This window comes from Bradyrhizobium sp. TM233 (assembly GCF_036247965.1).
GTDB classification, from domain to species: domain Bacteria; phylum Pseudomonadota; class Alphaproteobacteria; order Rhizobiales; family Xanthobacteraceae; genus Bradyrhizobium; species Bradyrhizobium ottawaense.
Map to the genome: position 1 here is coordinate 1 of NZ_BTIG01000006.1, position 24,429 is coordinate 24,429.

General features: G+C 64.7%; 25 protein-coding genes, 1 tRNA gene and 1 pseudogene. 18 read left to right on the top strand and 9 right to left on the bottom strand.

Features of this window, described 5'->3' with window-relative positions:
* Nucleotides 1-527 precede the first annotated feature (527 nt).
* The 8 genes from AABA86_RS14375 (at nucleotide 528) to AABA86_RS14410 (ending at nucleotide 9,930) form a co-directional block, all read left to right on the top strand.
* A complete protein-coding gene (locus AABA86_RS14375) occupies nucleotides 528-1,685 on the top strand; it encodes a thiolase domain-containing protein (protein ID WP_338307265.1) in 1,158 nt (385 codons plus the stop codon).
* Nucleotides 1,685-2,074 carry a Zn-ribbon domain-containing OB-fold protein gene (locus tag AABA86_RS14380; protein WP_018322310.1) on the top strand — a complete coding sequence of 130 codons (390 nt, stop codon included), beginning with the start codon at nucleotides 1,685-1,687 and terminating at the stop codon, nucleotides 2,072-2,074. The genes AABA86_RS14375 and AABA86_RS14380 overlap by 1 nt, the downstream gene beginning before the upstream one ends.
* A gap of 254 nt (nucleotides 2,075-2,328) precedes the next feature.
* Entirely contained in the window at nucleotides 2,329-3,189 is an 861-nt protein-coding gene (locus tag AABA86_RS14385; protein ID WP_338307266.1) for a MaoC family dehydratase, read from the top strand.
* A gap of 163 nt (nucleotides 3,190-3,352) precedes the next feature.
* On the top strand, nucleotides 3,353-4,231 hold the full coding sequence (locus tag AABA86_RS14390) for an SDR family oxidoreductase (protein ID WP_038950419.1): 879 nt from the start codon (nucleotides 3,353-3,355) through the stop codon (nucleotides 4,229-4,231).
* A gap of 122 nt (nucleotides 4,232-4,353) precedes the next feature.
* Entirely contained in the window at nucleotides 4,354-5,307 is a 954-nt protein-coding gene (locus AABA86_RS14395) for a dihydrodipicolinate synthase family protein (RefSeq protein WP_212248965.1), read from the top strand.
* Between the two features lie 4 nt (nucleotides 5,308-5,311).
* On the top strand, nucleotides 5,312-6,127 hold the full coding sequence (locus tag AABA86_RS14400) for an NUDIX hydrolase (RefSeq protein WP_338307267.1): 816 nt from the start codon (nucleotides 5,312-5,314) through the stop codon (nucleotides 6,125-6,127).
* Between the two features lie 80 nt (nucleotides 6,128-6,207).
* Complete coding sequence (locus AABA86_RS14405; protein WP_212248963.1) at nucleotides 6,208-7,122, top strand: DMT family transporter; 915 nt, start codon at nucleotides 6,208-6,210, stop codon at nucleotides 7,120-7,122.
* Between the two features lie 120 nt (nucleotides 7,123-7,242).
* A complete protein-coding gene (locus AABA86_RS14410) occupies nucleotides 7,243-9,930 on the top strand; it encodes a PAS domain S-box protein (RefSeq protein WP_338307268.1) in 2,688 nt (895 codons plus the stop codon).
* Nucleotides 9,931-9,939: 9 nt separating this feature from the next.
* Here AABA86_RS14410 and AABA86_RS14415 read toward each other — a convergent pair whose 3' ends face one another.
* The gene (locus AABA86_RS14415) at nucleotides 9,940-10,293 is read right to left on the bottom strand and encodes a GrlR family regulatory protein (protein ID WP_212249165.1); all 354 of its coding nucleotides are present in this window, start codon (nucleotides 10,291-10,293) and stop codon (nucleotides 9,940-9,942) included.
* A 259-nt stretch (nucleotides 10,294-10,552) separates the two neighbouring features.
* Here AABA86_RS14415 and AABA86_RS14420 point away from each other — a divergent pair, with 259 nt between their 5' ends.
* The gene (locus AABA86_RS14420; RefSeq protein ID WP_212248961.1) at nucleotides 10,553-11,050 is read left to right on the top strand and encodes a hypothetical protein; all 498 of its coding nucleotides are present in this window, start codon (nucleotides 10,553-10,555) and stop codon (nucleotides 11,048-11,050) included.
* A 51-nt stretch (nucleotides 11,051-11,101) separates the two neighbouring features.
* Here AABA86_RS14420 and AABA86_RS14425 read toward each other — a convergent pair whose 3' ends face one another.
* Nucleotides 11,102-11,485, bottom strand: coding sequence for a VOC family protein (locus tag AABA86_RS14425; RefSeq protein WP_028140965.1), 384 nt, complete (start codon nucleotides 11,483-11,485; stop codon nucleotides 11,102-11,104).
* 208 nt (nucleotides 11,486-11,693) lie between these two features.
* On the opposite strand from AABA86_RS14425, the gene AABA86_RS14430 reads away from it, so the two are divergent.
* The 3 genes from AABA86_RS14430 to AABA86_RS14440 all read left to right on the top strand — a co-directional run bounded on the left by AABA86_RS14430 (nucleotide 11,694) and on the right by AABA86_RS14440 (nucleotide 13,133).
* Nucleotides 11,694-12,269: a hypothetical protein gene (locus tag AABA86_RS14430; protein WP_212248960.1), complete on the top strand. Its 576-nt coding sequence runs from the start codon at nucleotides 11,694-11,696 to the stop codon at nucleotides 12,267-12,269.
* A 160-nt stretch (nucleotides 12,270-12,429) separates the two neighbouring features.
* The gene (locus AABA86_RS14435; RefSeq protein ID WP_212248959.1) at nucleotides 12,430-12,897 is read left to right on the top strand and encodes a hypothetical protein; all 468 of its coding nucleotides are present in this window, start codon (nucleotides 12,430-12,432) and stop codon (nucleotides 12,895-12,897) included.
* A gap of 159 nt (nucleotides 12,898-13,056) precedes the next feature.
* Nucleotides 13,057-13,133: transfer RNA gene (locus AABA86_RS14440), tRNA-Arg, on the top strand.
* Between the two features lie 81 nt (nucleotides 13,134-13,214).
* Here the strand turns inward: AABA86_RS14440 and AABA86_RS14445 are convergent.
* From AABA86_RS14445 to AABA86_RS14455, 3 genes are all read right to left on the bottom strand, one after another.
* Nucleotides 13,215-13,367 carry a hypothetical protein gene (locus tag AABA86_RS14445; RefSeq protein WP_166469028.1) on the bottom strand — a complete coding sequence of 51 codons (153 nt, stop codon included), beginning with the start codon at nucleotides 13,365-13,367 and terminating at the stop codon, nucleotides 13,215-13,217.
* A 164-nt stretch (nucleotides 13,368-13,531) separates the two neighbouring features.
* Complete coding sequence (locus AABA86_RS14450; RefSeq protein WP_338307269.1) at nucleotides 13,532-14,497, bottom strand: AraC family transcriptional regulator; 966 nt, start codon at nucleotides 14,495-14,497, stop codon at nucleotides 13,532-13,534.
* 452 nt (nucleotides 14,498-14,949) lie between these two features.
* The gene (locus tag AABA86_RS14455; protein WP_212248957.1) at nucleotides 14,950-15,240 is read right to left on the bottom strand and encodes a hypothetical protein; all 291 of its coding nucleotides are present in this window, start codon (nucleotides 15,238-15,240) and stop codon (nucleotides 14,950-14,952) included.
* A gap of 310 nt (nucleotides 15,241-15,550) precedes the next feature.
* Between AABA86_RS14455 and AABA86_RS14460 the strand changes: the two genes are divergently transcribed.
* Nucleotides 15,551-16,012, top strand: a complete 462-nt coding sequence (locus AABA86_RS14460) for a host attachment protein (protein ID WP_212248956.1) — start codon at nucleotides 15,551-15,553, stop codon at nucleotides 16,010-16,012.
* A gap of 87 nt (nucleotides 16,013-16,099) precedes the next feature.
* Here AABA86_RS14460 and AABA86_RS14465 read toward each other — a convergent pair whose 3' ends face one another.
* On the bottom strand, nucleotides 16,100-16,363 hold the full coding sequence (locus AABA86_RS14465; protein WP_212248955.1) for a hypothetical protein: 264 nt from the start codon (nucleotides 16,361-16,363) through the stop codon (nucleotides 16,100-16,102).
* 293 nt (nucleotides 16,364-16,656) lie between these two features.
* Here AABA86_RS14465 and AABA86_RS14470 point away from each other — a divergent pair, with 293 nt between their 5' ends.
* The 3 genes from AABA86_RS14470 (at nucleotide 16,657) to AABA86_RS14480 (ending at nucleotide 18,917) form a co-directional block, all read left to right on the top strand.
* Nucleotides 16,657-17,103, top strand: coding sequence for a hypothetical protein (locus AABA86_RS14470; RefSeq protein WP_212248954.1), 447 nt, complete (start codon nucleotides 16,657-16,659; stop codon nucleotides 17,101-17,103).
* 97 nt (nucleotides 17,104-17,200) lie between these two features.
* Nucleotides 17,201-18,073, top strand: a complete 873-nt coding sequence (locus tag AABA86_RS14475) for a DMT family transporter (protein ID WP_338307270.1) — start codon at nucleotides 17,201-17,203, stop codon at nucleotides 18,071-18,073.
* A 97-nt stretch (nucleotides 18,074-18,170) separates the two neighbouring features.
* Nucleotides 18,171-18,917 (top strand): hypothetical protein, encoded by a 747-nt coding sequence (locus tag AABA86_RS14480; RefSeq protein WP_338307271.1) that lies wholly within the window; start codon nucleotides 18,171-18,173, stop codon nucleotides 18,915-18,917.
* Nucleotides 18,918-18,978: 61 nt separating this feature from the next.
* Here AABA86_RS14480 and AABA86_RS14485 read toward each other — a convergent pair whose 3' ends face one another.
* A complete protein-coding gene (locus tag AABA86_RS14485; protein ID WP_338307272.1) occupies nucleotides 18,979-19,296 on the bottom strand; it encodes a histone in 318 nt (105 codons plus the stop codon).
* Nucleotides 19,297-19,362: 66 nt separating this feature from the next.
* Entirely contained in the window at nucleotides 19,363-20,754 is a 1,392-nt protein-coding gene (locus AABA86_RS14490) for a cryptochrome/photolyase family protein (protein WP_338307302.1), read from the bottom strand.
* 166 nt (nucleotides 20,755-20,920) lie between these two features.
* Between AABA86_RS14490 and AABA86_RS14495 the strand changes: the two are divergent.
* Nucleotides 20,921-22,652 (top strand): annotated as a pseudogene (locus tag AABA86_RS14495) (methyl-accepting chemotaxis protein).
* A 132-nt stretch (nucleotides 22,653-22,784) separates the two neighbouring features.
* On the opposite strand, the gene AABA86_RS14500 reads toward AABA86_RS14495, so the two are convergent.
* Nucleotides 22,785-23,444, bottom strand: a complete 660-nt coding sequence (locus AABA86_RS14500) for a peroxiredoxin (protein WP_212248949.1) — start codon at nucleotides 23,442-23,444, stop codon at nucleotides 22,785-22,787.
* A 393-nt stretch (nucleotides 23,445-23,837) separates the two neighbouring features.
* Between AABA86_RS14500 and AABA86_RS14505 the strand changes: the two genes are divergently transcribed.
* Nucleotides 23,838-24,410: a hypothetical protein gene (locus AABA86_RS14505; protein ID WP_212248948.1), complete on the top strand. Its 573-nt coding sequence runs from the start codon at nucleotides 23,838-23,840 to the stop codon at nucleotides 24,408-24,410.
* Nucleotides 24,411-24,429 lie beyond the last annotated feature (19 nt).

Below are 24,429 nucleotides of genomic sequence, written 5' to 3' on the forward strand. Positions count from 1 at the left end.
CCGCAAGGCGACGGGGGCAATAGTGCAACGCTCCCCGGGGAGGGCACGACATAAGCCGTAAAGCCACTGCGCAGGGAAGGCCGGATGTTCGGCTTCACCTGTATGCCGCTGTGCAGCCCTTGTAGCGCAATCTTCGCACAGTGGACCGTGGGTGCCCGGCCGGCACCCGGTCTTCCCTGCGCCCTCTGTTTTTCGAGGGAGGCAAGACGGACGCAAAGCTCGGGCGAACGCGCCGCGAGGATGCGGAATTGTGTCTGCAGTGCAGGTCTCTTGCCCCGGACGCAGCGCAGCGCTTCTTAGCGGTGCGCTGCAGAGCCGGGGCCCATCTCGCGACGAGTGCGGTGTGGCATGTGTCCCGGCTCTGCGCAGCAGCGTTGCACGCTGCAGCGCGTCCGGGACGCGAAAGATCACCCCACTTGCGCCCACCCGCTACCCTCTCGCGCGACGGAATATTTCCGCGCTTGCCAACAGGGCCACCGCGGTTCAGAAAAACGGGGCAATAAGAAACGCGAGCGGAGACCTCTGTTTTGACCATCAAGGGCAAAGCCTACATTGCCGGGATCTATGAGCACCCGACCCGGCATGCGCCGGACAAATCCACCGCCCAGCTTCACGCTGAGGTCGCCAAGGGCGCGATCGAGGATGCCGGGATCAGCAAGGACGACGTCGACGGCTATTTCTGCGCGGGCGATGCTCCGGGCGGCGCCTGGCCGATGGTCGATTATCTCGGGCTCAACACCAAGAAGCTTCGCCACGTTGATTCCACCGAGACCGGCGGCTGTTCCTACATCATCCATCTCGGCCATGCCGCTGAAGCGATCGCGGCGGGCAAGTGCTCGATCGCGCTGATCACGCTGGCCGGCAAGCCGCGCACCGGCGCGATGCCGCCGCGTGCGGCCGGCGCCGAGGTCGATTTCGAATCCGCTTACGGTGCGACCACGCACAATGCCTATGGCATGTGTGCCATGCGCCATATGCACGACTATGGCACCACGAGCGAGCAGCTCGCCTGGATCAAGGTCGCAGCCTCCCATCACGCGCAATACAATCCGCATGCGATGCTCAAGGACGTCGTCACCGTCGAGGACGTCTTGAACTCGCCGATGATTTCCGATCCGCTTCACCGCATGGATTGCTGCGTCGTCTCCGACGGCGGCGGCGCGCTGATCGTGACGACGCCCGAGATTGCGAAGAGGTTGAAGAAGCCGCTGGTCAAGCTGATCGGCCATGGCGAGGCCATGAAGGGCCCGCGCGGCGGCAAGGATCTCGATCTCACTTACTCCGCCGGCATCTGGTCAGGCCCGCGTGCGTTCGAGGAAGCAGGCATCACGCCGAAGGACATCAAATACGCCTCGATCTATGACAGCTTCACCATCACGGTCTTGATGCAGCTCGAGGACCTCGGCTTCTGCAAGAAAGGCGAGGGCGGCAAGTTCGTCGCCGACGGCAATCTGATCTCGGGCGTTGGCAAGCTGCCGTTCAACACCGATGGCGGCGGCCTCTGCAGCAACCATCCCGTCAACCGCGGCGGCATGACCAAGATCATCGAGGCCGTCCGGCAGCTGCGCGGCGAGGCGCATCCGAAGGTGCAGGTCAGGAATTGCGATCTCGCCATCGCGCACGGCACCGGCGGCCTTTTGGGTGTTCGCCACGCCGCCTCGACGGCCATTCTGGAGCGCGTGTGATGAGCGAGACGAAAAAGTATCCGGCCCCGGTGACGAACCCCGAGACCGCCGCGTTCTGGGACGCGGCCAAACAGGGCAAGTTCATGATCAAGCGCTGCACGGCGTGCGGCGAAGCGCATTACTTCCCGCGTTCGATCTGCCCGTTCTGCTACTCCGACAAGACGGTGTGGGAGGAGGCCTCGGGCGAGGGCACCATCTACACCTGGAGCCTGATGCGGAAGTCGCCGACCGGTCCTTACGCCATCGGCTATGTCACGCTGAAGGAGGGGCCGTCGGTGCAGACCAACTTCGTCGACTGCGATCTCGAGAAGCTGAAGATCGGCCAGAAGGTGAAGGTGGTGTTCAAGCCCACCGACGGCGCACCGCTGCCGTTTTTCACACCGGCCTGATTGCTTTCTTCCTTCCCCCTTGCGGGGGAAGGTGGCATAGGCCGCCTCTGGCGGCCGTTCTTAAAAGACGCCGAAGCGGAGCTTCGGCTTTGGCGCCGGATGAAGGGTTTCTCTCCACAGAGAGATTGCTCGCTGCGGAAGCAACCCCTCACCCAAACGAGTTTGCCGCACGGCTCTCGCAGCCCTCTCCCGCAAGGGGAGAGGGCACTTCGACTGGCAGCGGCGCATAAGAGTCCGGAGAGGAAACAAACAAAATGTCCGCCAGATACGAAGAGCTCAAAGGCCTGAAGAACCTCGGCCAGAAATACGCCTACACCGACCGCGAGGTGATGCTCTATGCCTACGGCATCGGGCTCGGCGCCGATCCCATGGACGAGAAGGAGCTCGCTTTCGTCAACGAGGGCACGCTGACGCCGCGACCGCTGAAGGTGGTACCGACGTTTGCGTCCGTCGCAGCCTGGGGCGCGGGCCCCGGCGAGATGAACCTCAACCGCGTCATGGTGGTCGACGGCGAGCGCGACATCACCTTCCACCAGCCGCTGCCGGTGGCTGCGCACATCACCGCGGACTCCTCCGTCGTCGAGGTCTACGACAAGGGCAAGGACAAGGGCGTCGTCATCGTGCACCAGACGGTGCTCAAGAACGAGAAGGGCGAGAAGCTCGCGACACTCGTTGCTTCGCGCTTTGCCCGCGGCGACGGCGGCTTCGGCGGGCCGAGCCTGACCCAGCCCGATCCGCACAAGATCCCCTCGCGCGCGCCCGACAAGACCATCGACATCATCACGCGCCCGGATCAGGCGCTGGTCTATCGCCTCTGCGGCGACCGCAACCCGTTGCACAGTGATCCCGAGTTCGCCAAGAAGGCCGGCTTCCCGCGCCCGATCCTGCACGGCATGTGCACCTACGGCATCACCTGCCGCGGCGTGCTGCAGACCTATGCCGACTACGACGCCAGCGCCTTCCGCCAGCACGTCGCGCGGTTCTCCTCGCCGGTCTATCCCGGCGAGACCGTGACCATGGACCTCTGGAAAGACGGCAACACGATCTCGTTCGAAGCCAAGGTGAAGTCGCGCGGGGTGACGGTGATCAAGAACGGCAAGACGGTGCTGGGTTAGGCCAGTCTCGTGCCCCGGACGCAGCGCAGCGCTCCTTCAGCGGTGCGCTGCAGAGCCGGGGCCCAGAGGCCGCAGCAAAGAACTGGGTCCCGGCTCTGCGACGCAGCGTTTCACGCTGCATCGCGTCCGGGACACGAAACAATAAAAACAGGGAGAAGCCACCATGGGACTACTCGATGGCAAGGTCGCGCTGATCACCGGCGCTGGCGGCGGGCTGGGTGAGGCCTATGCGAAGCTGTTCGCGCGGGAAGGGGCCTCGGTCGTCGTCAACGATCTCGGCGGGCCCCGCGACGGCTCCGGCGCCGACAAGTCGATGGCGCAGCTCGTGGTGGACGCAATCACGGCCGAGGGCGGCAAGGCGGTCGCCAACGGCGCCGACATCTCCACCATGGAGGGCGGCCAGTCGGTGTTCGACGACGCCATCAAGCACTTTGGCCGCGCCGACATCCTGGTCAACAATGCCGGCATTTTGCGCGACCAGACCTTTGCCAAGGCCTCCGAGTCCGACTGGGACAAGGTCATCAAGGTGCACCTGAAGGGCACCTTTTGTTGCACCATGCCGGTGTTTCGCTGGATGCGGGAAAACGGCGGCGGCGTCATCGTCAACACCTCCTCGACCTCGGGGCTGATCGGCAATTTCGGCCAGACCAATTACGGTGCGGCCAAGGGCGGCATCTGGGGCCTGTCCAACGTGCTGGCGATCGAGGGCCGCAAGTACAACATCCGGATCTGGACGCTGGCCCCGGGCGCCCTGACCCGCATGACCGCAGACCTGCCCCGCTATAAGGAGAACCCCTCGGCGGCGCTGGGGCCGGACGGCATCGCGCCGGCCGTGCTATACATGGTCAGCGACTTGTCGGGCGACCAGACTGGCAAGGTGCTGGGCGTGTCCGGGCCCCGCGGCGTGCGCGAGATGCGGATGATGGAAATGGAAGGCTGGAAACCGCCGCACACGGGTTGGAAGGCCCAGGACATCGCCGATCATGCCAAGGAGATCTTCTTCTCCGAGGAGCAGATCAAGATGGGCGCGCGGCGGTTTTAGGAGCCGTCATCCCGGGGCACGCGAAGCGTGAGCCCGGGATCCATGGTACGGCACGCGGAGCAGATAAATGGATTCCGGGCTGGTGCTTCGCACGCCCCGGAATGACCTAGAAAGAGAGACTTATGAAACTCACCGCCGACGCCAAGGGCACTTTCGCAATCGCGCCGACGCCGTTCCACGACGACGGCCGGATCGACGAGCGCTCGATCGACCGCCTGACCGATTTCTACGAGGAGGTCGGGTGCGACGGCGTCACGGTGCTGGGCATCCTTGGTGAGGCGCCGAAGCTGGACGCCACCGAGGCCGAGCAGGTGGCGGTGCGCTTCGTCAAGCGCGCCAGGAAGATGCAGGTGATCGTCGGCGTCTCCGCGCCGGGCTTTGCCACCATGCGCTCGCTGGCGAAGGCCTCGATGGATGCGGGCGCCGCCGGCGTCATGATCGCGCCGCCGCCCTCGCTTCGCACCGACGACCAGATCGTCGGCTATTTCAAGCAGGCGGCGGAAGCCATCGGGCCTGATGTGCCCTGGGTGCTCCAGGACTATCCGCTGACGCTGTCGGTGGTGTTCACCCCCGCCGTGATCCGCAAGATCGTCATGGACAATCCGAACTGCGTGATGCTCAAGCATGAGGATTGGCCGGGGCTGGAGAAGATCACGACGCTACGCGGCTTCCAGAAGGACGGCTCGCTCCGCCCGCTCTCGATTCTCTGCGGCAATGGCGGCACGTTCCTGGACTTCGAGATGGAGCGCGGCGCCGACGGCGCCATGACCGGTTACGCCTTCCCGGAGCTTCTGATCGACGTCGTGAACCTCTCCAAGGCCGGCAAGCGCGATGCCGCGCATGATCTGTTCGACGCGCATCTGCCGCTGATCCGCTACGAGCAGCAGCCCGGCGTCGGCCTGACCATCCGCAAATACGTGTTGCAGAAGCGCGGCATCATCGCCTCCAGCGCCCAGCGCAAGCCCGGCGCGACCATCACGGCGATGGCGAAGGCGGAGGTCGAATACCTGCTGTCGCGCGTCGCCCGTGTCGACAAGCGCGCCAATCTCGGCCCGCAATCCAGCGCCGCGGGTTAGTCGCATGGCCGAGACATCAGCATCACGCCCGGCCTCGACGATCCTCCTGCTGCGCGACGGCCCCAGTGTCGACGGCAAGAGCCGCGACGAAATCGAAGTCTTCATGATGGTCCGCCATCATCAGATCGAGTTCAACTCGGGCGCGCTGGTGTTTCCCGGCGGCAGCGTCGATGCCGGCGACAACGAGATCGTCGCGCGCGCCGACCTGTATTCGGGCGGTGAGGGCCTCAGCGAGGCGGATCGTGGTTTTCGCATCGCCGCGATCCGCGAGACCTTCGAGGAGAGCGGCATCCTGTTGGCGCGGGCGAAGGGGACGGGCGCGCCTGTCGATGCCAGGCGTGCCGGCGAGATCGCCGACAAGCACCGCGTCGCGCTCAACGAGCACAAGGTCAGCTTCCTGAGCATCCTGGTCGACAACGACCTTCAGCTCGCGCTCGACACGCTGGTGCCTTACGCGCACTGGATCACGCCGGAGGGCATGCCGAAGCGCTTCGACACCTGGTTCTTCCTCGCCGCCGCGCCGCCCGATCAGCTCGGCGCCCATGATGGCCGGGAGTCGACCGATTCGATCTGGGTCTCGCCGCGCGAGGCGGTGGAGGGCGGCGAGAGCGGCCGCTTCAAATTGCCGTTCCCGACCACGCGCAATCTGATCCGCCTCGCCAAGCAGGGCAGCGTGGGCGCCGCGCTGGACCATGCCCGCGGCATGTCGATTGTCACGGTGATGCCCGTGATGACCAAGACCGAAACCGGCCGCCAGCTCCGCATTCCCCGCGAGGCCGGCTATGACGGCGAGGTGTTCGAGGTCGGCGCGGTGGGCTAATACACTTCGACACGCAACGAACTATCTGCGACCGTAGACGCGCTAGGTTCCGTCTCTGACAACGGGACGGAGCGTGCGAAATGGACAGCCGGCAGGACACCAACATCGCCGGCGAGCTAGCGCTACTGGTCGCGCTCGCAACGCTCTGGGGCGGCTCCTACACCTTCATCAAGCTCGGCGTCGCCACCATTCCCCCGATCACCTTGATCGCGGCGCGAACCGCGATTGCGGGCCTCCTGCTGCTGGCCGTCATGTGGCTGCGCGGCATCAGGATGCCCACGGACGCAGCGACCTGGCAGCGCTTCGCCTTCCAGGCCGTGCTCAACAGCGTCATCCCCTGGACGCTGATCGCCTGGGGCGAGCGCCACGTCGATGCAGCGCTCGCCACCATCCTCAACTCGGCCGGCCCGATCTTCACCTTCCTGCTCACGGCTGTCGTGACCCGCCACGAGGCGACGACATCGCGCAAGCTGTTCGGCGTGGTCGCCGGCATGGCCGGCATCCTGCTGATCGTCGGCGTCGATGCCTTCCATGACATGGGCAGCGGTCTCGTCGCGGAGGCGGCCATCGTCGCCGCCACCATCTGCTACGCCTGCGCCGCGATCTTCGGCCGCAGCTTCAAGGGCCTCGATCCCATGGCGCCCGCGGCCGGCTCGCTGCTGGCGGGGGCGGCGGTCCTGATCCCGGCCTCGCTGGTGGTCGAGCAGCCCTGGACGCTGTCGCCTTCGCCGAGTTCGCTGCTGGCGCTGCTCGCGCTCGCGGTGTTCTCGACGGCCGCGGCGTTTGCGATCTATTTCCGCCTGATCCAGACCCTGGGCTCGGTTGGCACCACCGCGCAGGCCTATCTGCGGGTGCCCATTGGCGTTGCCATCAGCGTTGCCTTCCTCGGCGAGAGCCTGAGCCGGACCGCCTGGATCGGGCTTGCCTGCGTCGTCCTCGGCGTCGCCGCCATGACGATCCCGGCCCGGCGGCAGGCAAGCGTCAAACCGTCATAGTTCGGGGAAGGGGGCTCCGAGGCCCACAATATTAAGGATAATCGGCGGCCCGCGGCATGTTTCCCCGGGGCCGCAATACGTCGTATATTGGGCCTCCAATATCCCGGTCCTCAAAGCCCAATGTCCGCCGAATTGACGCCGACCCCTGAGAAAAAGCGAACATTCTCGCTCTCCATCGGCCAGCTCACTTTCGGCAGCTTCCTGTTGGTGCTGGCGGTGATCATCGTCACGTCGACCGCGAGCGTGATCGCGATCCGGCACATCGACACCACCTTCGCCGAGCTGCAGCGGCTCCAGAGCGTCGGCGACCTCGCCGAGGACATCGATCGCCGCATGAACGAGTTGCGGCTTGCCGCGCGCGACTTCGTCACCGATCCCGGCGCCGGCATCCAGTTCAAGCAGGTGGGCGAGGCGGCCTCGACGCTCAGCGACATCCTGAAGAAGACCCGCATCGAGCTCGCGCCCGAGCAGCAGGACATGATCGACGGGGTCACCGAGCGGCTTGCGACTTATCGCAACGGCCTCGAGCGGATATCGACCCTGATCGATCGCCGCGCCCAGCTGCTCGCCGGCCTGCCGCCGCTGCGCGACCAGTTCGATGTGGCTGTCTCCGGCACCGCCGACCGTGAGCTGGCCTCGCGACTGTCGGAGGCGCAGAGCCGGATCGCGCTCGGGCTGCTTGCGCGCAACCCGTCCGCGGCGGAGCAGGCGGCGCAGAATATGCGGGCCCTGAACATTGTCGATGCCAGGCTGAGATCGGCGGTGAACGACTATGCCGAGGCCATCATGGCCGTGGCCGTTCGCGAGCGGCAGATCGCCGACATCGACCGCGAGGTGCTGGGAACCGAGGGCCGGCTGATCGGTCGCGTCACCGAATTGCTGCGTGAAGTCAGCGACCGGCGCGGCCATGTGCTGTCGCGCGATTTCGCCCGGACGCTGACGGAAGCGCGATGGCAGAGCATCGTGCTCGGCACCATCGGCGTTCTGATCGGTATCGCCGCGGCGTTGTTCGTGGTGCGCAGGACGGTGCGCCCGCTCGCCCAGATCGCCCGCTCGATCCGCGCGCTTGCGGCGGGCCGGAAGGACACCTCGATCCCGTCGGCCGACCTCGACAACGAGATCGGCGACATCGCCCGTGCAGCCGAAGTGTTCCGACGCGCGCTGGAGGAAGCCGACACGGCGCGCGAGGCGGCGGTGCGCGCGCTTACCGAACAGCGCCTCGCCGAAGAGAGCTACCGAAAGCTGTTCGAGGGCTCGGTCGACGGCATCTACGTCACGACGCCGGCCGGCGATCTGCTCAACGCCAATCCGGCGCTGGCGCGGATGATGGGCTATGACAGCCCGCAGCACCTCATCGACAGCATCAACGACATCGCCCACACCATCTACGTCCATCCCGAGGCACGCGTCGAATACCAGCGGCTGATGGCGCGCGACGGCATGGTGCGCGAGTTCGAGTACCAGGTGCGCCAGCGCAGCGGCGACATCCTGTGGCTTTCGGACAGCGCCACCGGCGTGCGCGACGAGCAGGGCAACATCGTCCGCTATGAGGGCACGCTGCGCGACATCACCGACCAGAAGCGGGCGGAAGACGCCATCGCCGAAGGCCGGCGCCTGCTCCAGCAGGTCATCGACACCGTGCCAGCGGTGATCAACGTCAAGGACCGCGACCTGCGCTATGTGCTGATGAACCGCTACATGGCCGGCATCTTCGGCATCGAACCCGGCGACGCGCTCGGCCGCACCACGGCGGACCTGATGTCGCGCTACGGCGCGGCCAAGACCGACGAGAACGACAAGCGCGTGCTCAGCATCCGCAAGGGGCTCGGCTTCTATGAGGAGGAGTACAAGGATAGCTCCGGCAACATGCGGCAATGGCTGGTCAACAAGCTGCCGCTGCTCGATGCCGAGGGCGAGATCGAGCGGATCGTCACCGTCGCGCTCGACATCGGCGAGCGCAAGCGCGGCGAGCAGGAGATGCGCAAGGCCAAGGAGTCCGCCGAGACCGCGCTGCGCAATCTGCGCGAGACCCAGGCCTCGCTGATCGAGGCCGAGAAGCTCGCCGCGCTCGGGCGCCTCGTTGCCGGCGTCGCCCATGAGGTCAACAATCCCGTCGGCATCAGCCTCACGGTCGCCTCCGCGCTGGAGCGCAAGACGGCGATGTTCACCTCCGAGGTCGAGCGCGGGGAGCTGCGCCGCTCCACGCTCAACGACTTCCTCAACACCAGCCGCGACGCATCCTCGCAGCTCGTCTCCAATCTCAACCGCGCCGCCGAGCTGATCCAGTCGTTCAAGCAGGTCGCCGCCGACCGCAACTATTCGGATCAGCGCAGCTTCGATCTCGGCGATCTCACCGAGCAGGTGGTGATGAGCCTGAGGCCGGGCCTGCGCAAGCACAACCTGACGCTCAATGTCGAGTGCCAGCCGGATCTGACCATGAACAGCTATCCTGGCCCATACGGCCAGGTGCTGACCAATCTGTTTCTCAATTCGGTGGCGCACGCCTTCCCGGACGGGCGGCCGGGGACCATCGACATCCAGGTGCGCGAGTCCGGCAAGGACAATGTCGAGATCACCTTCTCCGACAATGGCTGCGGCATGTCGCTCGACGTCCGCCGGCGCGCCTTCGATCCGTTCTTCACGACGCGGCGCGACCAGGGCGGCACGGGTCTTGGATTGCACATCGTCTACAGCATCGTCACCAACCGGCTCGGCGGGCGGCTCGATCTCGATTCCGAACCGGGCAGCGGCACTCGCATCCAGATCATCCTGCCGCGCACGGCGCCGCTGGAGCAGGCTGCCGAGTAGCTCGTGCGTTTAGTCGATGTCGGCGAGCTTGTGCAGCGTTGCGCCAAAAATCTGGCTGGCCTTGCCGACGAGAGCCGTGCCCGTCATCTCCGCGCGTGTGTCCGTGAAGGTGCCGCTGAGGCCGATGCCGACGGGGGCAGGGCCGCCGAACAGCGGATTGTCGTCGCCCCGCGGCGAGGTGTGTCGTTGCACCAGCACTTCGCCTTTGAAGGTGTTGTTGTCCTTCACCACGTAGCTGCCGGTGTAATAGAGGTAGGCATCGCCGCCAAGAATCTTGCCGTCGTGAAAAAGAATCACGCCACTGCCCTTGCCGACCCGACCATCGAGCAGGTTCACGTGAATCGAATAGAGGCCGTTCTTCATAACGTCCCGCAGGCCGGCCGCCATCGCCCAACGGCGTAACCGGTCCGGCTTTTATGCCAAAGCGTATCGCCTCGCGCAACGCGGCAGTTTGCCGGCCGGCCATGGGAGGTTGCCGCCGCGAGCCGTAGTTGTCCCGGCTTGTGCGTGACGCCGTCATGACGGTCTGATGATAGGGCGAGGCCGATCGCCTACGAATCAAGGTTGGCCCGCGAAATGCATAACAATTGTTGCACTGGCCGCGGGGTGCTGGAGCAAGACGATGAGCAACTGGATCGATTCCGGCGGCGATGAGCCGCGTCTGTACAGTGCGCGTCCTACGAATTGCAAAAGCGAACAACGGTGTTCCGGCAGCGCAACATACTGGCGATGCGCGGCAAGTCTGGCAGGTGCCCTGGTCTTGGTTGCGCTCGCAGCCCCCTTCGGGCACGCGCGCGACCGCGGCCAGTTCGTCAACACCAATGCGGATTTGAAAGCCTGGTTCGACGGCCTGCGCAGCGGCAAGGGGCCGTGCTGCTCCGATGCTGACGGTTCGGCGCTCTCGGATACCGACTGGGACAGCAAGGACGGGCACTATCGTGTCCGCCTCCCGCGCTATGGCTCCAGGCTCGAAGGGCAGCCGCAGGAACTCGTCTGGGTCGACGTCCCCGAGGAGGCCGTGATCTCCGAGCCCAACCGGGTGGGGCGCACCATGGTATGGCCGATCTACGGCTATATGGGCGTCAGCATCCGCTGCTTCATGCCCGGCAGCATGACCTAGCCCTGCCGGGGGCGTGTCGTCTGGTGTGATGATGATGCGGCTTGCGCCGGATCAGGTATATTTCTTGTCGCGCTCGAGCAACTCGATGGAGATGCCTTCGGGGCCGCGGATGAAGCAGATGCGCACGCCGGGCCGGATCGTCGTCGGCTCGCGCGTGAAGGTGACACCCTTGGCCTTGATCTCGGCCGCAACGGCATCGATGTCCTTCACCGTCAGGCCAAAATGGTCGAGGCCCTGATGCGGGTGCGGAGGCGGCGGGTTGACGGCGTTGTCGCCCTCGAGCGGCGCGATGAAGATCCTGGCGCCGCCAAGGTTCACGTCGATCCGTCCCGGCGCATGCACGATCTCGCCACCGAGGATGTCCCGCAGCCAGGCCGCCGTGGCCTCTGGATCGGGGCTGCGCAGATGGACGTGATCCCAAGTGACGACTGGCATTTCAATTCTCCCAACGGGCCTTCGCGATGTTGCAGCGCATGTTAGCGGCCGTAAGCGGTGATCGCCACCGTCCTTGCCGATTCGCAACTGCGCGGGAACCTTAGTTCGTCTTCCGGATTAAGGTAAGCAGTGGCGGAATCCGTCGTTGCGAGTCCGTCATTGCGAGTCCGTCAGTGAATGTGCTTCGGCCGCGATCGGTAATGCAACCATGAACGCCAGGCTCGACCGGATCGGATTGGGGCGCTTCGCCGGGACCGGCGAACGACTGGCGCGGGCCGTGACAATCGCGAGCGTCTCATTTGGCCGCAGCCTTCTGTGGCTGCTGGCGGCCATCATTGTCGGCTGCGGCGTCTGGATGCTGCTGCCGCTGTCCAAGGGAAAGAGTGCTGAGGCGGAGCTGGCGGCCGTCGAGCCGGCTCCTTCGGGCGATGCGGCCGCAACGGTGTCGCCGGTCTCGGAAGCCCAGGCACTGGCCAAGTCACCCGCCGTGGCAGAACTCGGTCGCTTGCGGATTTCATCGCAGACTTGGCGCCGCGGCGGCCTTGGCTCGAGAGCCCTGGTGACGTTCACGCTGCGAAATGACAATGACTATGCCGTAAAGGATATCGAGATCGTCTGCGCCTTTGCGCGGCGCGACGGCAGTCACCTCACCGACCGCAGCCGCGTGCTGGCGGATCCGGTCAGCATGAAGAGCCGCAAGACCTTCGCGCATATCCCGATCGGCTTCGTCAACGTGAATGCCGATCAGGCGAAATGCTCGCTGGTTGCAGCACATCGTGCTTAACGGCGGCATGTTCCGGTAGCGGAAAAGTTACCCTCCTTGGTCCTTGGCGAAAAAACCTCGCATCGCCATTTGAACCGAACGGCTGGGCCAGGAACAAATTAACAGATCGCCTGTTGAGGCGGAGAGCCCACGCGGGGATGCGGGGGGCGGAGCGCGGCCCATGCCCATCTTTCGGTATTTCCTCTTTGTCGGTGGAGCTTTGCTCACACTGCTGTTCGCGGCAAATTTCGTTTATCCGGCGGCGCCCGTGGCGCGAGCCGTTGCGACCGCGAGCAATGATCAGCCCCTGATCCGAATCCGGTCGGATCGGCACCTGCCTGAGCGCGTCGTCCTCGACACCAGCCAGCCGACGATTGCTGCGCCCGCGGTGAAGACCGCCGCTGTTGTGGCTCCCCAGCCGCCGGTGCAGGAGGCCCAGTCGGCGGCATTGGCCGAGCTGTCGGCCAAGGCGCGGGTGCGCGAGACCTTCGCCCAGTTCACGCCGGGTGCGAAGGCCGATACCGCCGCCAAGCCTCCGGTTCAGCCCAAGCGCAAGGTCGCCAGGGCGCATCCGGCGCCGCAGCAGGGACGACCGATCATGCTGGTTGCCCAGCAGCCCCATTTCGGGCTCTTCAACACGACCTGGTGACAGCAGCCTTCGATCCGTCTCGAAACGAGGCGGGGAGGGCTTTTTATTGGTCGGCCTCTCTGCTAATTCGAACCCATCCCGAACCGCCGTCCGGTGCGCTGGCTCGTCAGCCGCCGGTCCGGCAAGTCTCGGTTTGTGGCCCGGTACCCCCGGGCCAGGGCGCTCGTAGCTCAGCTGGATAGAGCATCGGATTTCGATTCCGAGGGTCGGGAGTTCGAATCTCTCCGAGCGCGCCATTACCTTTGATGCTGATGCGGACCATGGAGCTCGACACTGGAGACTTCATGGCCTGGACTTGAGCTAACGTGTAGCGACGTCTATTTGCCCTGGATCTTCAGCCCGTTCGGTCCGACGTTGATTTGCAGTCCGTCCGGCTGCTTCTTTTCCTGGTAGAGATTGTAGCCAAGTACGCCCGCGGTGACGACCAGAGCGCCAATAATCAGAAACAGCACATTACGGTTGATAGACATTCTTTCCCCCTGCACCACTGCGTCTACGGCGAGAAAAACCCCGCGCGTCGTCGTGCGGGGTGCTTCAGCTCGCCCCCGGTCTGGCTAGCGGCGAACTACTCTGACGGGGTAACGCGGTTGGACGGAACCGGTTCCCTTGGCTGCAGTGGCGCGACGGGCGTCCGTCAGCCGGATGAGACACCGCCGTGCCGGCCGCGTGCCAGCGTGTCGGACGGCGCCTCGTGGAACGTCGCGCGGTAGGCTGCGGCAAATTCACCGAGATGATGGAAGCCCTGCGCGCGCGCACACGTGGCGACGGTGGCGCCGCCGCCCTTGAGCAGGCGGGCGCGGGTCGCCCACAGCCGCTTGAGGCGAATGTACTGGTGCAGGCTCATGCCACGCACCTTGCTGACCGCGCCGCCGAGCGTCCGGATCGAGACGCCGAACTCACCGGCGAGATCGGCGGTATAGATCGGCGCGGTCGGATGGGCTGCGACGTAATCGTCGATCCGCTGCACGAGCTTGATCGAACGTTCGCCCTGGACCGAGGCGCTCCGATCCGACATCGAATCGATCCGAAACAGATCGTCGAGTGCGAGCAGCAGGCCCTCCTGCAGATGGGCCGCCGCCTCGGTGGTCTCGAACAGGAGCGGCTGCATCGAGGCGGTTCGCAGGATGTCGAGCAGGAGTTGCCGCGTGTGGAGCAGGGCGGGCCGGTTCGCGACATGAGCCCGCAAATCGTCGGCGTGATCGAACCAGCCCCGGTCTCTCAGCTCGGGGGAGAAGATGATCATTGCATGATGATTGGTCTGAGGCTCGACGAAATGGCATTCATCGTTGCCGCGGAGCGTCACGAAGAAGCGCGCGTCGAGATCCAGGCCCTTGAAGTTGACCTGGAGGTCGTCGGTCATGGACAGGATCACCATCCCGCCCGGCATCCGATAGGCGGTGTCGAGGATGCGCGCGAATGATCTCATCATGATGATGCGGCACGCCGGCAGGGAGACGACGGCACGGGCCGCGGCGAAGTTCGGGATGTCGAGCGGGATGCTCCTGGCGTCCTCCATCGTCTCGATCGGCCAAAACGCATCGACGTCGGCGAAGCCGATCAGTTGAAGGGCGGAGGACGGAGCGAGGGCGTCGAACAACATGGGGCTGGCCGGCTGCTGAAATGTGGCAATCAAATGAACGTCGATACACCGCCATCAATGGCGAAACATCGCGTTTCAGTAAACCGAATTTCAGGCCGTAGTATTGCGGACATCATGCCATGACGTCCGTCCAGATCGATGTGACCGTCAACGTTCCCGGCTCATCGGTTGGCCGGAGGCGAGGTCGATGAAATGCAGCCGCGTGCAGGCGGGACAGGGGAAGGATGCAAAGCTCCGTCTCTCCTGTCTCAGCTGCTTCTCGAGATCCGTCTGTACGTTCATGCCCGTCTGAGGGCATCGAAAAACGATCAAATCCGCCATCACCGTAGAATGACGGTGCGGGCCGATTTCATCCTTGATCCAGATCAGTTTTGGAATGGCTCCAGGCCGGCGATGACCGCGCAAGCAATGATTTCGCAAAAGCGAAGGGGCCCCGAGGGCCCCTTCAGATGTCACCAGCGGCGATAGCGTGGGCCATAATAGCGTGGACCGTAACCGTAATAGCGCGGCCCATAATAGCGGGGGCCGTAATACGGCCGCGGCGCGTAATACCCATAGTAGTTCGGACGCCAAAAGCAGCGCCCCCAGGCGTCGCAGACCATGCGGACCTGCTCGACGCCGGACGCCTGCGGCGTCGCAGGCGCGGGCGCGATGGGCATGGCAGACGCCGCCGGCGATGTCGCCAAAGCACCAAACATGGCACCGAACAGGGCTGCGGCGACGAGGCCGATCTTGAGATTCATGATGTCTTCCTCCGCTTACGCGATCCAGGATATCGAACTTGTTCTGATCAAATTGTGGCGGAACCGAAATGTAATGCTGATGAACAAATCTTCAGCCGGTCCCCCGCAGGCCTGACCTCAACCTCGCCAGACTAGCCTAGGTTCGCGCGAGTGACCAATGCTGCGCCTGCGCAGCGATGGCCTCGCGGGACATCGATACCGTTCTTGATCCTGCGCAATCCGCCGTCGGGGCTTCGTTCGTAGTCTTGTTGCGTGGCCAGTCCTTCGACGAATTCGAAGGGCAAGCTCACAGGTTGCTTGGAGCTGTGCAATGGACAAGATGAGACTAGACAAGGGTGACTGGTTGGTCGTGTGCGATGGGCGCAAGGCGCTCATTCTGGAAAACCTCGGCGACGAGATGTTTCCGAACCTTCACACCAGGGAGGTGCACGAGCAGCCTAATCCCTCGACCAGCGCGCAAGGGAGCGACGCGCCGGGCCGCCTGCATGCCGCTGCCGGCGGCGTGCGCAGCTCGGCCGAGCAGACCGATTGGCACGATGAGGCCGAGCGCGCCTTCCTGCGCAGCCTTGCCGGCCGGCTCGATGCTGCCGTCAGCTCGGGCGAGACTGCGGCCCTGACCATGGTCGCCTCGCCGCGCGCGCTCGGGATGATCCGCGCCGATTATTCGGACGTCATGCGCAAGGCGCTGCGGGGCGAGGTCGGCAAGGACCTCGTCAAGCTGCCGGTCTACGAGATCGAGAAGCAATTGCTGCTGTCGGGCGCCGCCAAATAGAGGCGCCCGCAGAGGCCGCGCCAGCACCCCCGGGGACGCGGTAGCGCCCCGGGGGACGCGTAGCGCTCCGGGGACGCGTAGCGCCCCTCAGTAGCAGGGGTGCCGGCGGCGGTCCTGGCCGACATAGGCGGCCGCGCTCTGGTAGCAATGGTTGGTCGACGGGCCGTCATAAAAGGCGAAGGTGCCGGGGGTGAAGCCGGGGCCGTAATTGTGCAGATAGCTGATCGGGTAGGGCAGCGGATTGGCGTAATGGCGGTGGTGCCGGTGATGTCCCCGCGCCTCCGCGAGGCCAGGGGCTAGGATTGCGGCCGACAGGGCAGCAACCGCGGCTACAAGCGTCAACTTGCTCATCTCGATTCTCCGGAACCCGCGCGAAGTGGTCAGCCATCTATAGCCACTTCGCACCTCCAGGGCACCCGTCCGGCGCCCGGAAATCCGGGCCAATCCCGCAGATTCCCGGGTGGGTGTGACAGAATTGCCGGACATGTGGTCGAAGGCTGCCCATTTTTGGCCTTTTCGGGATGCTTAACGAATTCCCCACACAAGTATGACCAAAGAGTATTCGGTTAAGAATCCTGTCGCCGGCCTTTTGGGGCTCCCTTCGAGGCCGGTCCATTCCTGAAGGCTTTCGCCGTCACGCCGCCATGCGCATCACGCTTCTGAGCCTGCTGTTGCTCTGCCTCGCCGCCGCCACGCCGGCGCGGGCCGAGCTGCATATCACCCGCGACCACGGCGGCTATGTCGAGGAATACAAGACCAAGTACAAGCGGGTCCGCGAGAAGGGCGAGCGCGTCATCATCGACGGCATCTGCAACTCGGCCTGCACGCTGGTGCTCGGCATCGTGCCGATGAACAAGATCTGCGTGACGCCCCGCGCCAGCCTCGGCTTCCACCAGGCCTACTACGACAAGGCCTTCACCTTCGGCATCAAGGTCACCAGCTCCGAGGGGACGTCCGACCTGATGTCCTACTACCCGGATACGGTGAAGGAGTGGATCCGCCGCAATGGCGGGCTCACCACCGACATGAAGAAGATCAAGAACGGCGTCGAGCTCTGGAAGATCATCGACCCCTGTCCGGAAGAATGGTGAGCGGCTGAGCTGAGCCGCCATCGTCCGTCGCAGCGCAGCATCGGCCGCACCAAATTCGCATTGCCGCATAGCCCCCGGTGGGGCAATGAGGGCGGCAATGAACCATAATCAAGAATCCTTTCCCGCCCGCGCCGCGCCGATCCTGTTCGTCCTGCTCTGGAGCACCGGATTCATCGGCACCAAATACGTCGTCGACAATGCCGATCCCTTGACCTACCTCGCCATCCGCATGGCGATCGTGGTCGGCCTGATGGCGATGATCGCGGCGATCGCGCGGCCGAAATGGCCCGATCGCACCGGCATCGCGCATAGCGCCGTCGCCGGCATTCTGGTCCACGGTTTCTATCTCGGCGGCACCGCGATCGCGATCGCGCATTCGATCCCGGCCGGGCTCTCCGCGCTGATCCCGGGCCTGCAGCCGATCCTGACCTCGACGATTGCCAATCGCTGGCTCGGCGAGAAGGTGACGCCGGTGCAATGGGCCGGGCTCGTGCTCGGCCTCGGCGGCGTGGTGATGATCCTGCACAACCGTCCCATGACGGGTGAAGCCGGGCTCGGCTGGCTTGCCTCCGTGGTCTCGCTGATCAGCATCACGCTCGGCACGCTCTATCAGCGCCGCTACTGCAACCAGATCGACTGGCGCGCCGGCAATCTCGTGCAATATGTGTCCGTCACCATCTTCTTCGCGATCGGGGCCTTCCTGTTCGAAGACCGCGTGGTGCACTGGACGCGGGAGTTCGTGCTCGCGCTCGGCTGGCTCGCGGTGGCGCTCTCGATCGGATCGATCGGGCTATTGTACTGGCTGATCCGCCACGCCGCGGCGACCTCGGTCGCGAGCCTGTTCTATCTGGTGCCTGCCGTGACCGCGCTGATGGCTTATCTGCTGTTCGGAGAGAAGCTCGACGTGCTGGCGATTGCCGGCATGGGGATGTGCGCGGCCGCGGTGTTCGTCGTCAACCGGCGCTTCTAGGCGGATGGAGCGGGGCGTCGAATACATCCCTGACGTGCGCGGCACGTTCGTGTTAGGCTGAACGCATTTCAGTTTCACATTCAGAGCGGTGATTTCCATGAAGAAGGCGAGGCGCGCGCTGCTCGGCAGATCGTTGAAGCCGGTCCGCATTGCCTGCATCAACTACGCGGAGGAGATGATGAGCGACCGGATGATGGCCAAGCTCACGGCCGCGCTCCAGAAATGCTACGACGAGCATTTCCTCCCCGTCTGGGGCTACCCGATCGATCTCGACGTCACCCGCAAGCCGAAGCCGACGGACTGGCAGCTCGTCTATTTCGACGACGCCACCCACAAGAACTTCCTCGGACGGCACGAGCTGACGCATCGGGGACAGCCGATCTCGAAGATATTCCTGAAGACGCTGGGTGAGGACGATCCCGTCAGCCTGGCGGCATCGCACGAGCTGTTCGAGATGGTGCTGGACCCCATGGCCAATCTGTGGGCCGACAGGACCCGCCACACCCAATATGCCTACGAGGTCTGCGACGCCGTGGAGGAGGACTCTTTCCTCGTCAACGGCTTCCCGATGTCGAACTTCGTCTATCCGTCCTGGTTCGAGCCCTTCAAGCATCCCCGCGGCACCAAGTTCGACCATATGGGATCGCTCAAGGCGCCGTTCTCGATGACCGAGGGTGGCTACGTCATCAAGAAGGTCAACGGCAGGCGGCTGATCAAGCAGTTCGGCTCACCGGAAAAGCGGCGGCGCTTCAAGGCCGAGGACCGCCGCGGTCATCGCAGCGAATTCCGTGATCCGAAGGGAGAGCATCACCCGGGCCGGCGCGCATCCAAGCCGCGAGGGTAGGGTATCCCGGGAAGCTGTCTCCGGGCGCGCCCGCACCCGGAGACCTCTTTGAATGTTGCGATCAGCGCTTGGCCTTCCGAGCCTTCTTTTTCGACTTTGTGGCTTTCTCGGCGGTCTTCTTCGCGGACTTCTTTGCAGTTTTCTTGGTCGCTTTCTTGGCCGCTTTCTTCGACGACTTCTTTGCAGCCTTCTTCGAACTCTTCTTCGAGGCTTTCTTGGCCTTCTTCTTGGAAGCCTTCTTCGGCGCTACTTTCTTCGCGACCTTCTTGGCGGCTTTCCTGACCTTCTTGACGGCGATGACCGCCGCGTCCTTGGTCGCTTCCACAGCTGTGGTGATCGTCTCCATCGCCTGTTCGGTAATCGGCTTATCGTCGTCCATATCGTCCCCCGCGGTTTGATTGGAGCGATGACGATAGCGGGTTTCGAAATTGTGTCAAAGCAGCGCTCAACTTCTGCGGATCTTTGCGTAGGCGGCGAGCGCACGCTCGCGTCCCCTGGCATGATCGACGATCGGCTGCGGGTAGGTCTTGCCGAGCGTGATGCCCGCGCTCGCGAGCTCGATCGGCGTGGCCTGCCAGGGCCGGTGGATCAGCTTGGTTGGCATGTCCTTCAACTCCGGCACCCAGCGCCGAACGTAGGTTCCATCCGGATCGAACTTCTCGCCCTGGAGCTGAGGGTTGAACACGCGGAAATAGGGTGCCGCGTCGGCGCCGCAGCCGGCGACCCATTGCCAGTTGGCGGGATTGCTGCCGGCATCCGCATCGACCAGCGTGTCCCAGAACCAGGCTTCGCCATCGCGCCAGTCGATCAAGAGGTGCTTGACCAGGAACGACGCCACCACCATCCGCACCCGGTTGTGCATCACGCCGGTGTGCCAGAGCTCGCGCAGTCCGGCATCGACGATCGGGTAGCCGGTGTGCCCGCGCTGCCAGGCCAGGAGCGCCTTCTCGTCGCCTTTCCAGGGGAAGCCGTCGAAGCTCGTCTGCAGATTTTCGGTGGCGAGGTCGGGATGGTCGTGCAGCAGGTGACGGCAGAATTCGCGCCAGCCGAGCTCGCTCAGGAACTTTTCGATGCCGGGCCCGCGTGACGGATCCTCGGCCGCGGCGAACCGCGCCGCGTGCCAGACCTGGCGCGGGCTGAGCTCGCCGAAGCGCAGATGCGGTGACAGGCTTGAGGTGCCGTCCCGATCCGGCCGGTCGCGATCGCCGACATAGCGGCGCGCGGTGTGCTTGAGGAAATCGCGCAGGCGCGCCCGCGCGGAGGCTTCGCCCGGGGTCCATGTCTCGCGCAGGCCGCCCGCCCAATCCGGCCTGGCCGGCTCGAGCTTCCAGCTTTCCAGCTCATCGCTCGCAAGCCTCGGCGCAGGGCGCAGCTGCTTCGGTGCGGGCAAGGGCTTTGGCGGATCGCCGAGCGACAGCACCCGCCGCCAGAACGGCGTGAATACGCGCAAGCCCCGGCCTTCCTTGTTGCGGATCGCCGAGGGCTGGACGAGGAGGTCGCCGGGGAAGCTTTGCGAGTCGATGCCGAGCTTTGCCAGTGCGGCTTCGAGCTGCCTCTCAACTGCCTGATGCGGCGCCTGCGCAATTCCATTCCAGTGGACGGCGCGGGCACCGCTTTCGCGGGCCAATTCGGCGACGACCTTGGCCGCCGGTCCCCTGCGCAGGACGAGCGATCCGCCGCGCGTGGCGATCTCGGCGCCAAGCGCCCGCAACGACTGCGCCAGCCACCAGCGCGCCGCGCTGCCCGGCGGGCGCCCGGCGGCCTCGTCCAGCACATAGAGGCAGACCACCGGCGCGCCGGTTTTCACGGCAGCATGGAGGGCGGGATGGTCGGACAGACGAAGGTCATCGCGAAACCAGACGATGACAGGCGCGCTCGGCGTGGTCAGGGGCGTCCTCGTTTACACTTTGGAAAGCATGCCGCGTGCGGCGGTGTGAACCGTCGTTAATGGGACCGAAAGCGGGCTGCACGAATATGCAGGAATTACGGGGGTAGTTCCATCCATGTCCAAACTTTCGACGGCAAAGCGCCTGCCGCAATTTCAAGCTCGGCACCAAGGCGGTCCTGTGCGCCGTACTGCTGATCGCCATGAACACCGCGCTCGTGGTCGGCGCCGGCTATTGGTCGTTGACATCCGCCTTCAACGATCGCGCCTTGCGCGACATTGAGGTCAATCTGCGCACGCTGGCACTGGCCTTTACCGAGACCGTCCCGGCCGCCAAGATCACGATGAGGGATGGCGCGGTGGCGCGCGCCGAGATCCCCAAGATGCCCGACTTCAAGGATCACGCCATCGTCGATCGCGCGGTGTCCTATGTCGGCGGCAATGCGACCCTGTTCGTGTTCGACGATGCGAGCGGGCAGTTCGTGCGACGCTCGACCAATGTGAAGAAAGAAAATGGCGACCGCGCCGTCGGCACCCAGCTTGCCGCCGACCATCCGGGGCAGGCGCCGCTGCGCCGTGGCGAGGCCTATAAGGGGCCGGCCACGCTGTTCGGCAAGTCATTCATGACTGCCTATTTCCCGATCGTGGACGGGGCTGGCAAGGTCGCCGGCATCCTCTATGTCGGAATCCCCATGGCCCAGTACGAGAGCATGCTGGCCCAGGCGATCGAGAGCATGGCGGTGGCCGCGGGCCTCGCTGCGCTTCTGGTGCTGGTCCTGACCCTGCTGGTCGTCCGCCGCATCACCCGGCCGCTCACCTCGGTCACGCACTCGCTCACCGCGCTTGCCAACGGACAGAGCGACGTCGCGATCGAATGCGAGGATCGCGCCGACGAGATCGGCGAGATCGCCCGCACGGTCGCCGTGTTCAAGAGCAATTCGCTGGAGCGGGCGCGCATGCGCAGCGAGCAGGCGGCAGCCACGGCTGCGGCGGCCGAGCAGCGCAAATCCGACCTGCGCGGCTTCGTCGAGGAGTTCCGCGGCAGCGTCGGCGGCATCCTCGACAAGGTGCTGGCCTCGTCGGGCGAATTCGAGCGCGCCGCGCGGCAACTGACCGATGTCGCACGCTCCACCGCCGATCTGTCGGCGCAGTCGGCGGGCGCGTCCGAAAACGCCTCCGAGCACGTGCGTTCGGCGGCGTCGGCCTCGGACGAGCTGTCTCAATCGATCTCCGAGATCACCCGGCGCGTGCAGGAATCCAACCAGATTTCCGCCGAGGCGGTGCAGCAGGCCGAGGCGACCGATCAGCGCATCGCGCAGCTCTCCGAGGCGGGCGCGCGCATCGGCGACGTCGTCAAGCTGATCACCTCGATCGCCGAGCAGACCAACCTGTTGGCGCTGAACGCCACCATCGAGGCCGCGCGCGCGGGCGAGGCCGGTCGCGGCTTCGCGGTGGTGGCCCAGGAGGTCAAGACGCTGGCCGGCCAGACCGCCAAGGCAACCGACGAGATCTCGAACCAGATCGCCAGCATGCAGCTTGCGACCGAGGAATCGGTCGTCGCCATCAAGGCGATCAGCCAGACCATCGAGCGCATCAGCGGCATCGCCGGCTCGATCTCGGCTGCGGTCGAGCAGCAGAAAAGCGCGACCCACAACATCGTGGCAAGCGTCCGCGCCGCGGTCTCGGGCACGGCCGATGTCGCCGTCAATGTCCGACACGCCGCCAAGGGCGCCAGCGAGACCGGCGAGACTTCGAGCCGGATGTTTGCCTCGGCCCAGGCGTTGTCGGGCGAAAGCCTGCACCTGAAGGCCGAGGTCGACGGTTTTCTGGATCGCGTGCGGGCGGCGTAAAGCAGGGCTCGAAATTCACAGCGTCATTCCGGGGCGGCTCGCAGAGCCGAACCCGGAATCTCGAGATTCTCGGGTGCGCAAGTGCGCACCATAGTTCGGTGCTTCGCACCGCCCCGGAATGACAGTTCGTTGTTATTTCGGCTGCGGCACGATGCGGATGTAGGGCTTCGGCTCTTTCCAGCCCTGCGGATAGATCGTCTTGGCCTCGTCGTTGGAGACTGAGCCCGCGATGATCACGTCCTCGCCCTGGTTCCAGTCGGCCGGCGTCGCGACGCGATGCTTGGCGGTGAGCTGGAGCGAGTCGACGACACGCAGGATCTCCTGGAAGTTCCGCCCCGTTGTCATCGGATAGACCAGCACCAGCTTGATCTTCTTGTCCGGCCCGATGATGAAGACGTTGCGGACGGTCTGGTTGTCGGCGGCAGTGCGGGTGAGGGGATCGCCGGAGATCGCGGCCGGCAGCATGCCGTACAGCTTCGACACATTGTAATCGGTGTCGCCGATCATCGGGTAGTTCGGAGCCGCGCCTTGCGTCTCCTTGATGTCTTCCGACCATTTGGCATGACGGTCGACCGGGTCGACCGAAAGGCCCATCAGCTTGACGCCGCGCTTGTCGAATTCCGGCTTCAGCTTGGCGAGCGCGCCGAGCTCGGTCGTGCAAACCGGCGTGAAGTCCTTGGGGTGCGAGAACAAGAGCGCCCAGCTGTTGCCGATCCAGTCGTGGAACTTGATCTTCCCTTCGGTGGTCTCGGCTTCGAAGTCGGGTGCGGTGGTGCCGATCGGAAGTGTCATGGTTCTACCTCATCATATTGAATATACTGGAGAATTTGTCTCTAGCCGTCCCCCTCATTATAGGGGTCTTACAAGGCCAAGTGAACGCCAACTGAACCGGTTAAAGTAAAATGTGAATTCCTTCCTCGAAGGGCCGATTTTCTAGCAACTTATTGTTACACCGGCACCTGCGGCGAAACAGCCCCACCCGGGGTCACACGGTCTCGCTCGCCCCGATAATGCCTTTTATGACTTCCATCACGCTCGCCCGGCGCGTCCTAGAACCAAAATGGTCCTGACAGCGACCAATTGGCAACCATCTAGAAAAGTCGCGATCCCCGTATCGAATCGTTAACCACCCCTTTACGCCGGCATGAAAATGCTGGCCGATCAGAAGAAATCTGGAAGTGAACTATGTCTGCCGCTGCGCCTAAATCTGCTGAGTCGCCGTCCCTTGAACCGTCCTGCCGCGATACCGCGGCCCATGCACTCTCCATCGTGCGCGACGGCGTGATCACGGGCGAAGGCCCGACCACCAAGGGCCGGGTCCATTTCTCCCGCTCGCTCGATGCCGATGACACCGCCTGGTGCACGCGCATCCTGACCGCCACCGCCGTCAACGACCAGCCAATCAGCCGCACCGAGGCCGAGGTCCTGTTCGAGATCAACGAGGCCGCGACCGAACGCACCGATGGTGGCCGCTTCGACGACCTGCTCGCCAAGGCGGTTGCCCACTATGCCGCGAGCGCCTCTGGCCTCAAGGTGCCGCCGCGCAGCGTCGCGCTGTCGGCCGACACCGACATCGAGAGCTGGGCTCCGTCCTATGCCTCCAAGGTCAACAGCGAGATGCTGGAGTGGATCGCCGGCCAGATGCGCGGCAAGCGCCACAACAACCGCCGCCTGATGGCGATGGTGGCGACCTTCCTCGGCGCCACCGCGCTGCCCCTGGCGGGCCAATTGCCGAACGTGTTCGACATCGGCATGTAGAAGATCCGGGCATGTAAAA

Coding starts and splice junctions, on each gene's coding strand:
- AABA86_RS14430 (WP_212248960.1), top strand. CDS start 11,694: ATGAACGCCAGGCTCGACCGGATCGGATTGGGGCGCTTCGCCGGGACC.
- AABA86_RS14410 (WP_338307268.1), top strand. CDS start 7,243: ATGTCCGCCGAATTGACGCCGACCCCTGAGAAAAAGCGAACATTCTCG.
- AABA86_RS14420 (WP_212248961.1), top strand. CDS start 10,553: ATGAGCAACTGGATCGATTCCGGCGGCGATGAGCCGCGTCTGTACAGT.
- AABA86_RS14465 (WP_212248955.1), bottom strand. CDS start 16,363: ATGAGCAAGTTGACGCTTGTAGCCGCGGTTGCTGCCCTGTCGGCCGCA.
- AABA86_RS14445 (WP_166469028.1), bottom strand. CDS start 13,367: ATGTCTATCAACCGTAATGTGCTGTTTCTGATTATTGGCGCTCTGGTC.
- AABA86_RS14390 (WP_038950419.1), top strand. CDS start 3,353: ATGGGACTACTCGATGGCAAGGTCGCGCTGATCACCGGCGCTGGCGGC.
- AABA86_RS14475 (WP_338307270.1), top strand. CDS start 17,201: ATGAACCATAATCAAGAATCCTTTCCCGCCCGCGCCGCGCCGATCCTG.
- AABA86_RS14395 (WP_212248965.1), top strand. CDS start 4,354: ATGAAACTCACCGCCGACGCCAAGGGCACTTTCGCAATCGCGCCGACG.
- AABA86_RS14480 (WP_338307271.1), top strand. CDS start 18,171: ATGAAGAAGGCGAGGCGCGCGCTGCTCGGCAGATCGTTGAAGCCGGTC.
- AABA86_RS14385 (WP_338307266.1), top strand. CDS start 2,329: ATGTCCGCCAGATACGAAGAGCTCAAAGGCCTGAAGAACCTCGGCCAG.
- AABA86_RS14400 (WP_338307267.1), top strand. CDS start 5,312: ATGGCCGAGACATCAGCATCACGCCCGGCCTCGACGATCCTCCTGCTG.
- AABA86_RS14470 (WP_212248954.1), top strand. CDS start 16,657: ATGCGCATCACGCTTCTGAGCCTGCTGTTGCTCTGCCTCGCCGCCGCC.
- AABA86_RS14450 (WP_338307269.1), bottom strand. CDS start 14,497: ATGTTGTTCGACGCCCTCGCTCCGTCCTCCGCCCTTCAACTGATCGGC.
- AABA86_RS14435 (WP_212248959.1), top strand. CDS start 12,430: ATGCCCATCTTTCGGTATTTCCTCTTTGTCGGTGGAGCTTTGCTCACA.
- AABA86_RS14405 (WP_212248963.1), top strand. CDS start 6,208: ATGGACAGCCGGCAGGACACCAACATCGCCGGCGAGCTAGCGCTACTG.
- AABA86_RS14460 (WP_212248956.1), top strand. CDS start 15,551: ATGGACAAGATGAGACTAGACAAGGGTGACTGGTTGGTCGTGTGCGAT.
- AABA86_RS14500 (WP_212248949.1), bottom strand. CDS start 23,444: ATGACACTTCCGATCGGCACCACCGCACCCGACTTCGAAGCCGAGACC.
- AABA86_RS14455 (WP_212248957.1), bottom strand. CDS start 15,240: ATGAATCTCAAGATCGGCCTCGTCGCCGCAGCCCTGTTCGGTGCCATG.
- AABA86_RS14415 (WP_212249165.1), bottom strand. CDS start 10,293: ATGAAGAACGGCCTCTATTCGATTCACGTGAACCTGCTCGATGGTCGG.
- AABA86_RS14425 (WP_028140965.1), bottom strand. CDS start 11,485: ATGCCAGTCGTCACTTGGGATCACGTCCATCTGCGCAGCCCCGATCCA.
- AABA86_RS14505 (WP_212248948.1), top strand. CDS start 23,838: ATGTCTGCCGCTGCGCCTAAATCTGCTGAGTCGCCGTCCCTTGAACCG.
- AABA86_RS14380 (WP_018322310.1), top strand. CDS start 1,685: ATGAGCGAGACGAAAAAGTATCCGGCCCCGGTGACGAACCCCGAGACC.
- AABA86_RS14485 (WP_338307272.1), bottom strand. CDS start 19,296: ATGGACGACGATAAGCCGATTACCGAACAGGCGATGGAGACGATCACC.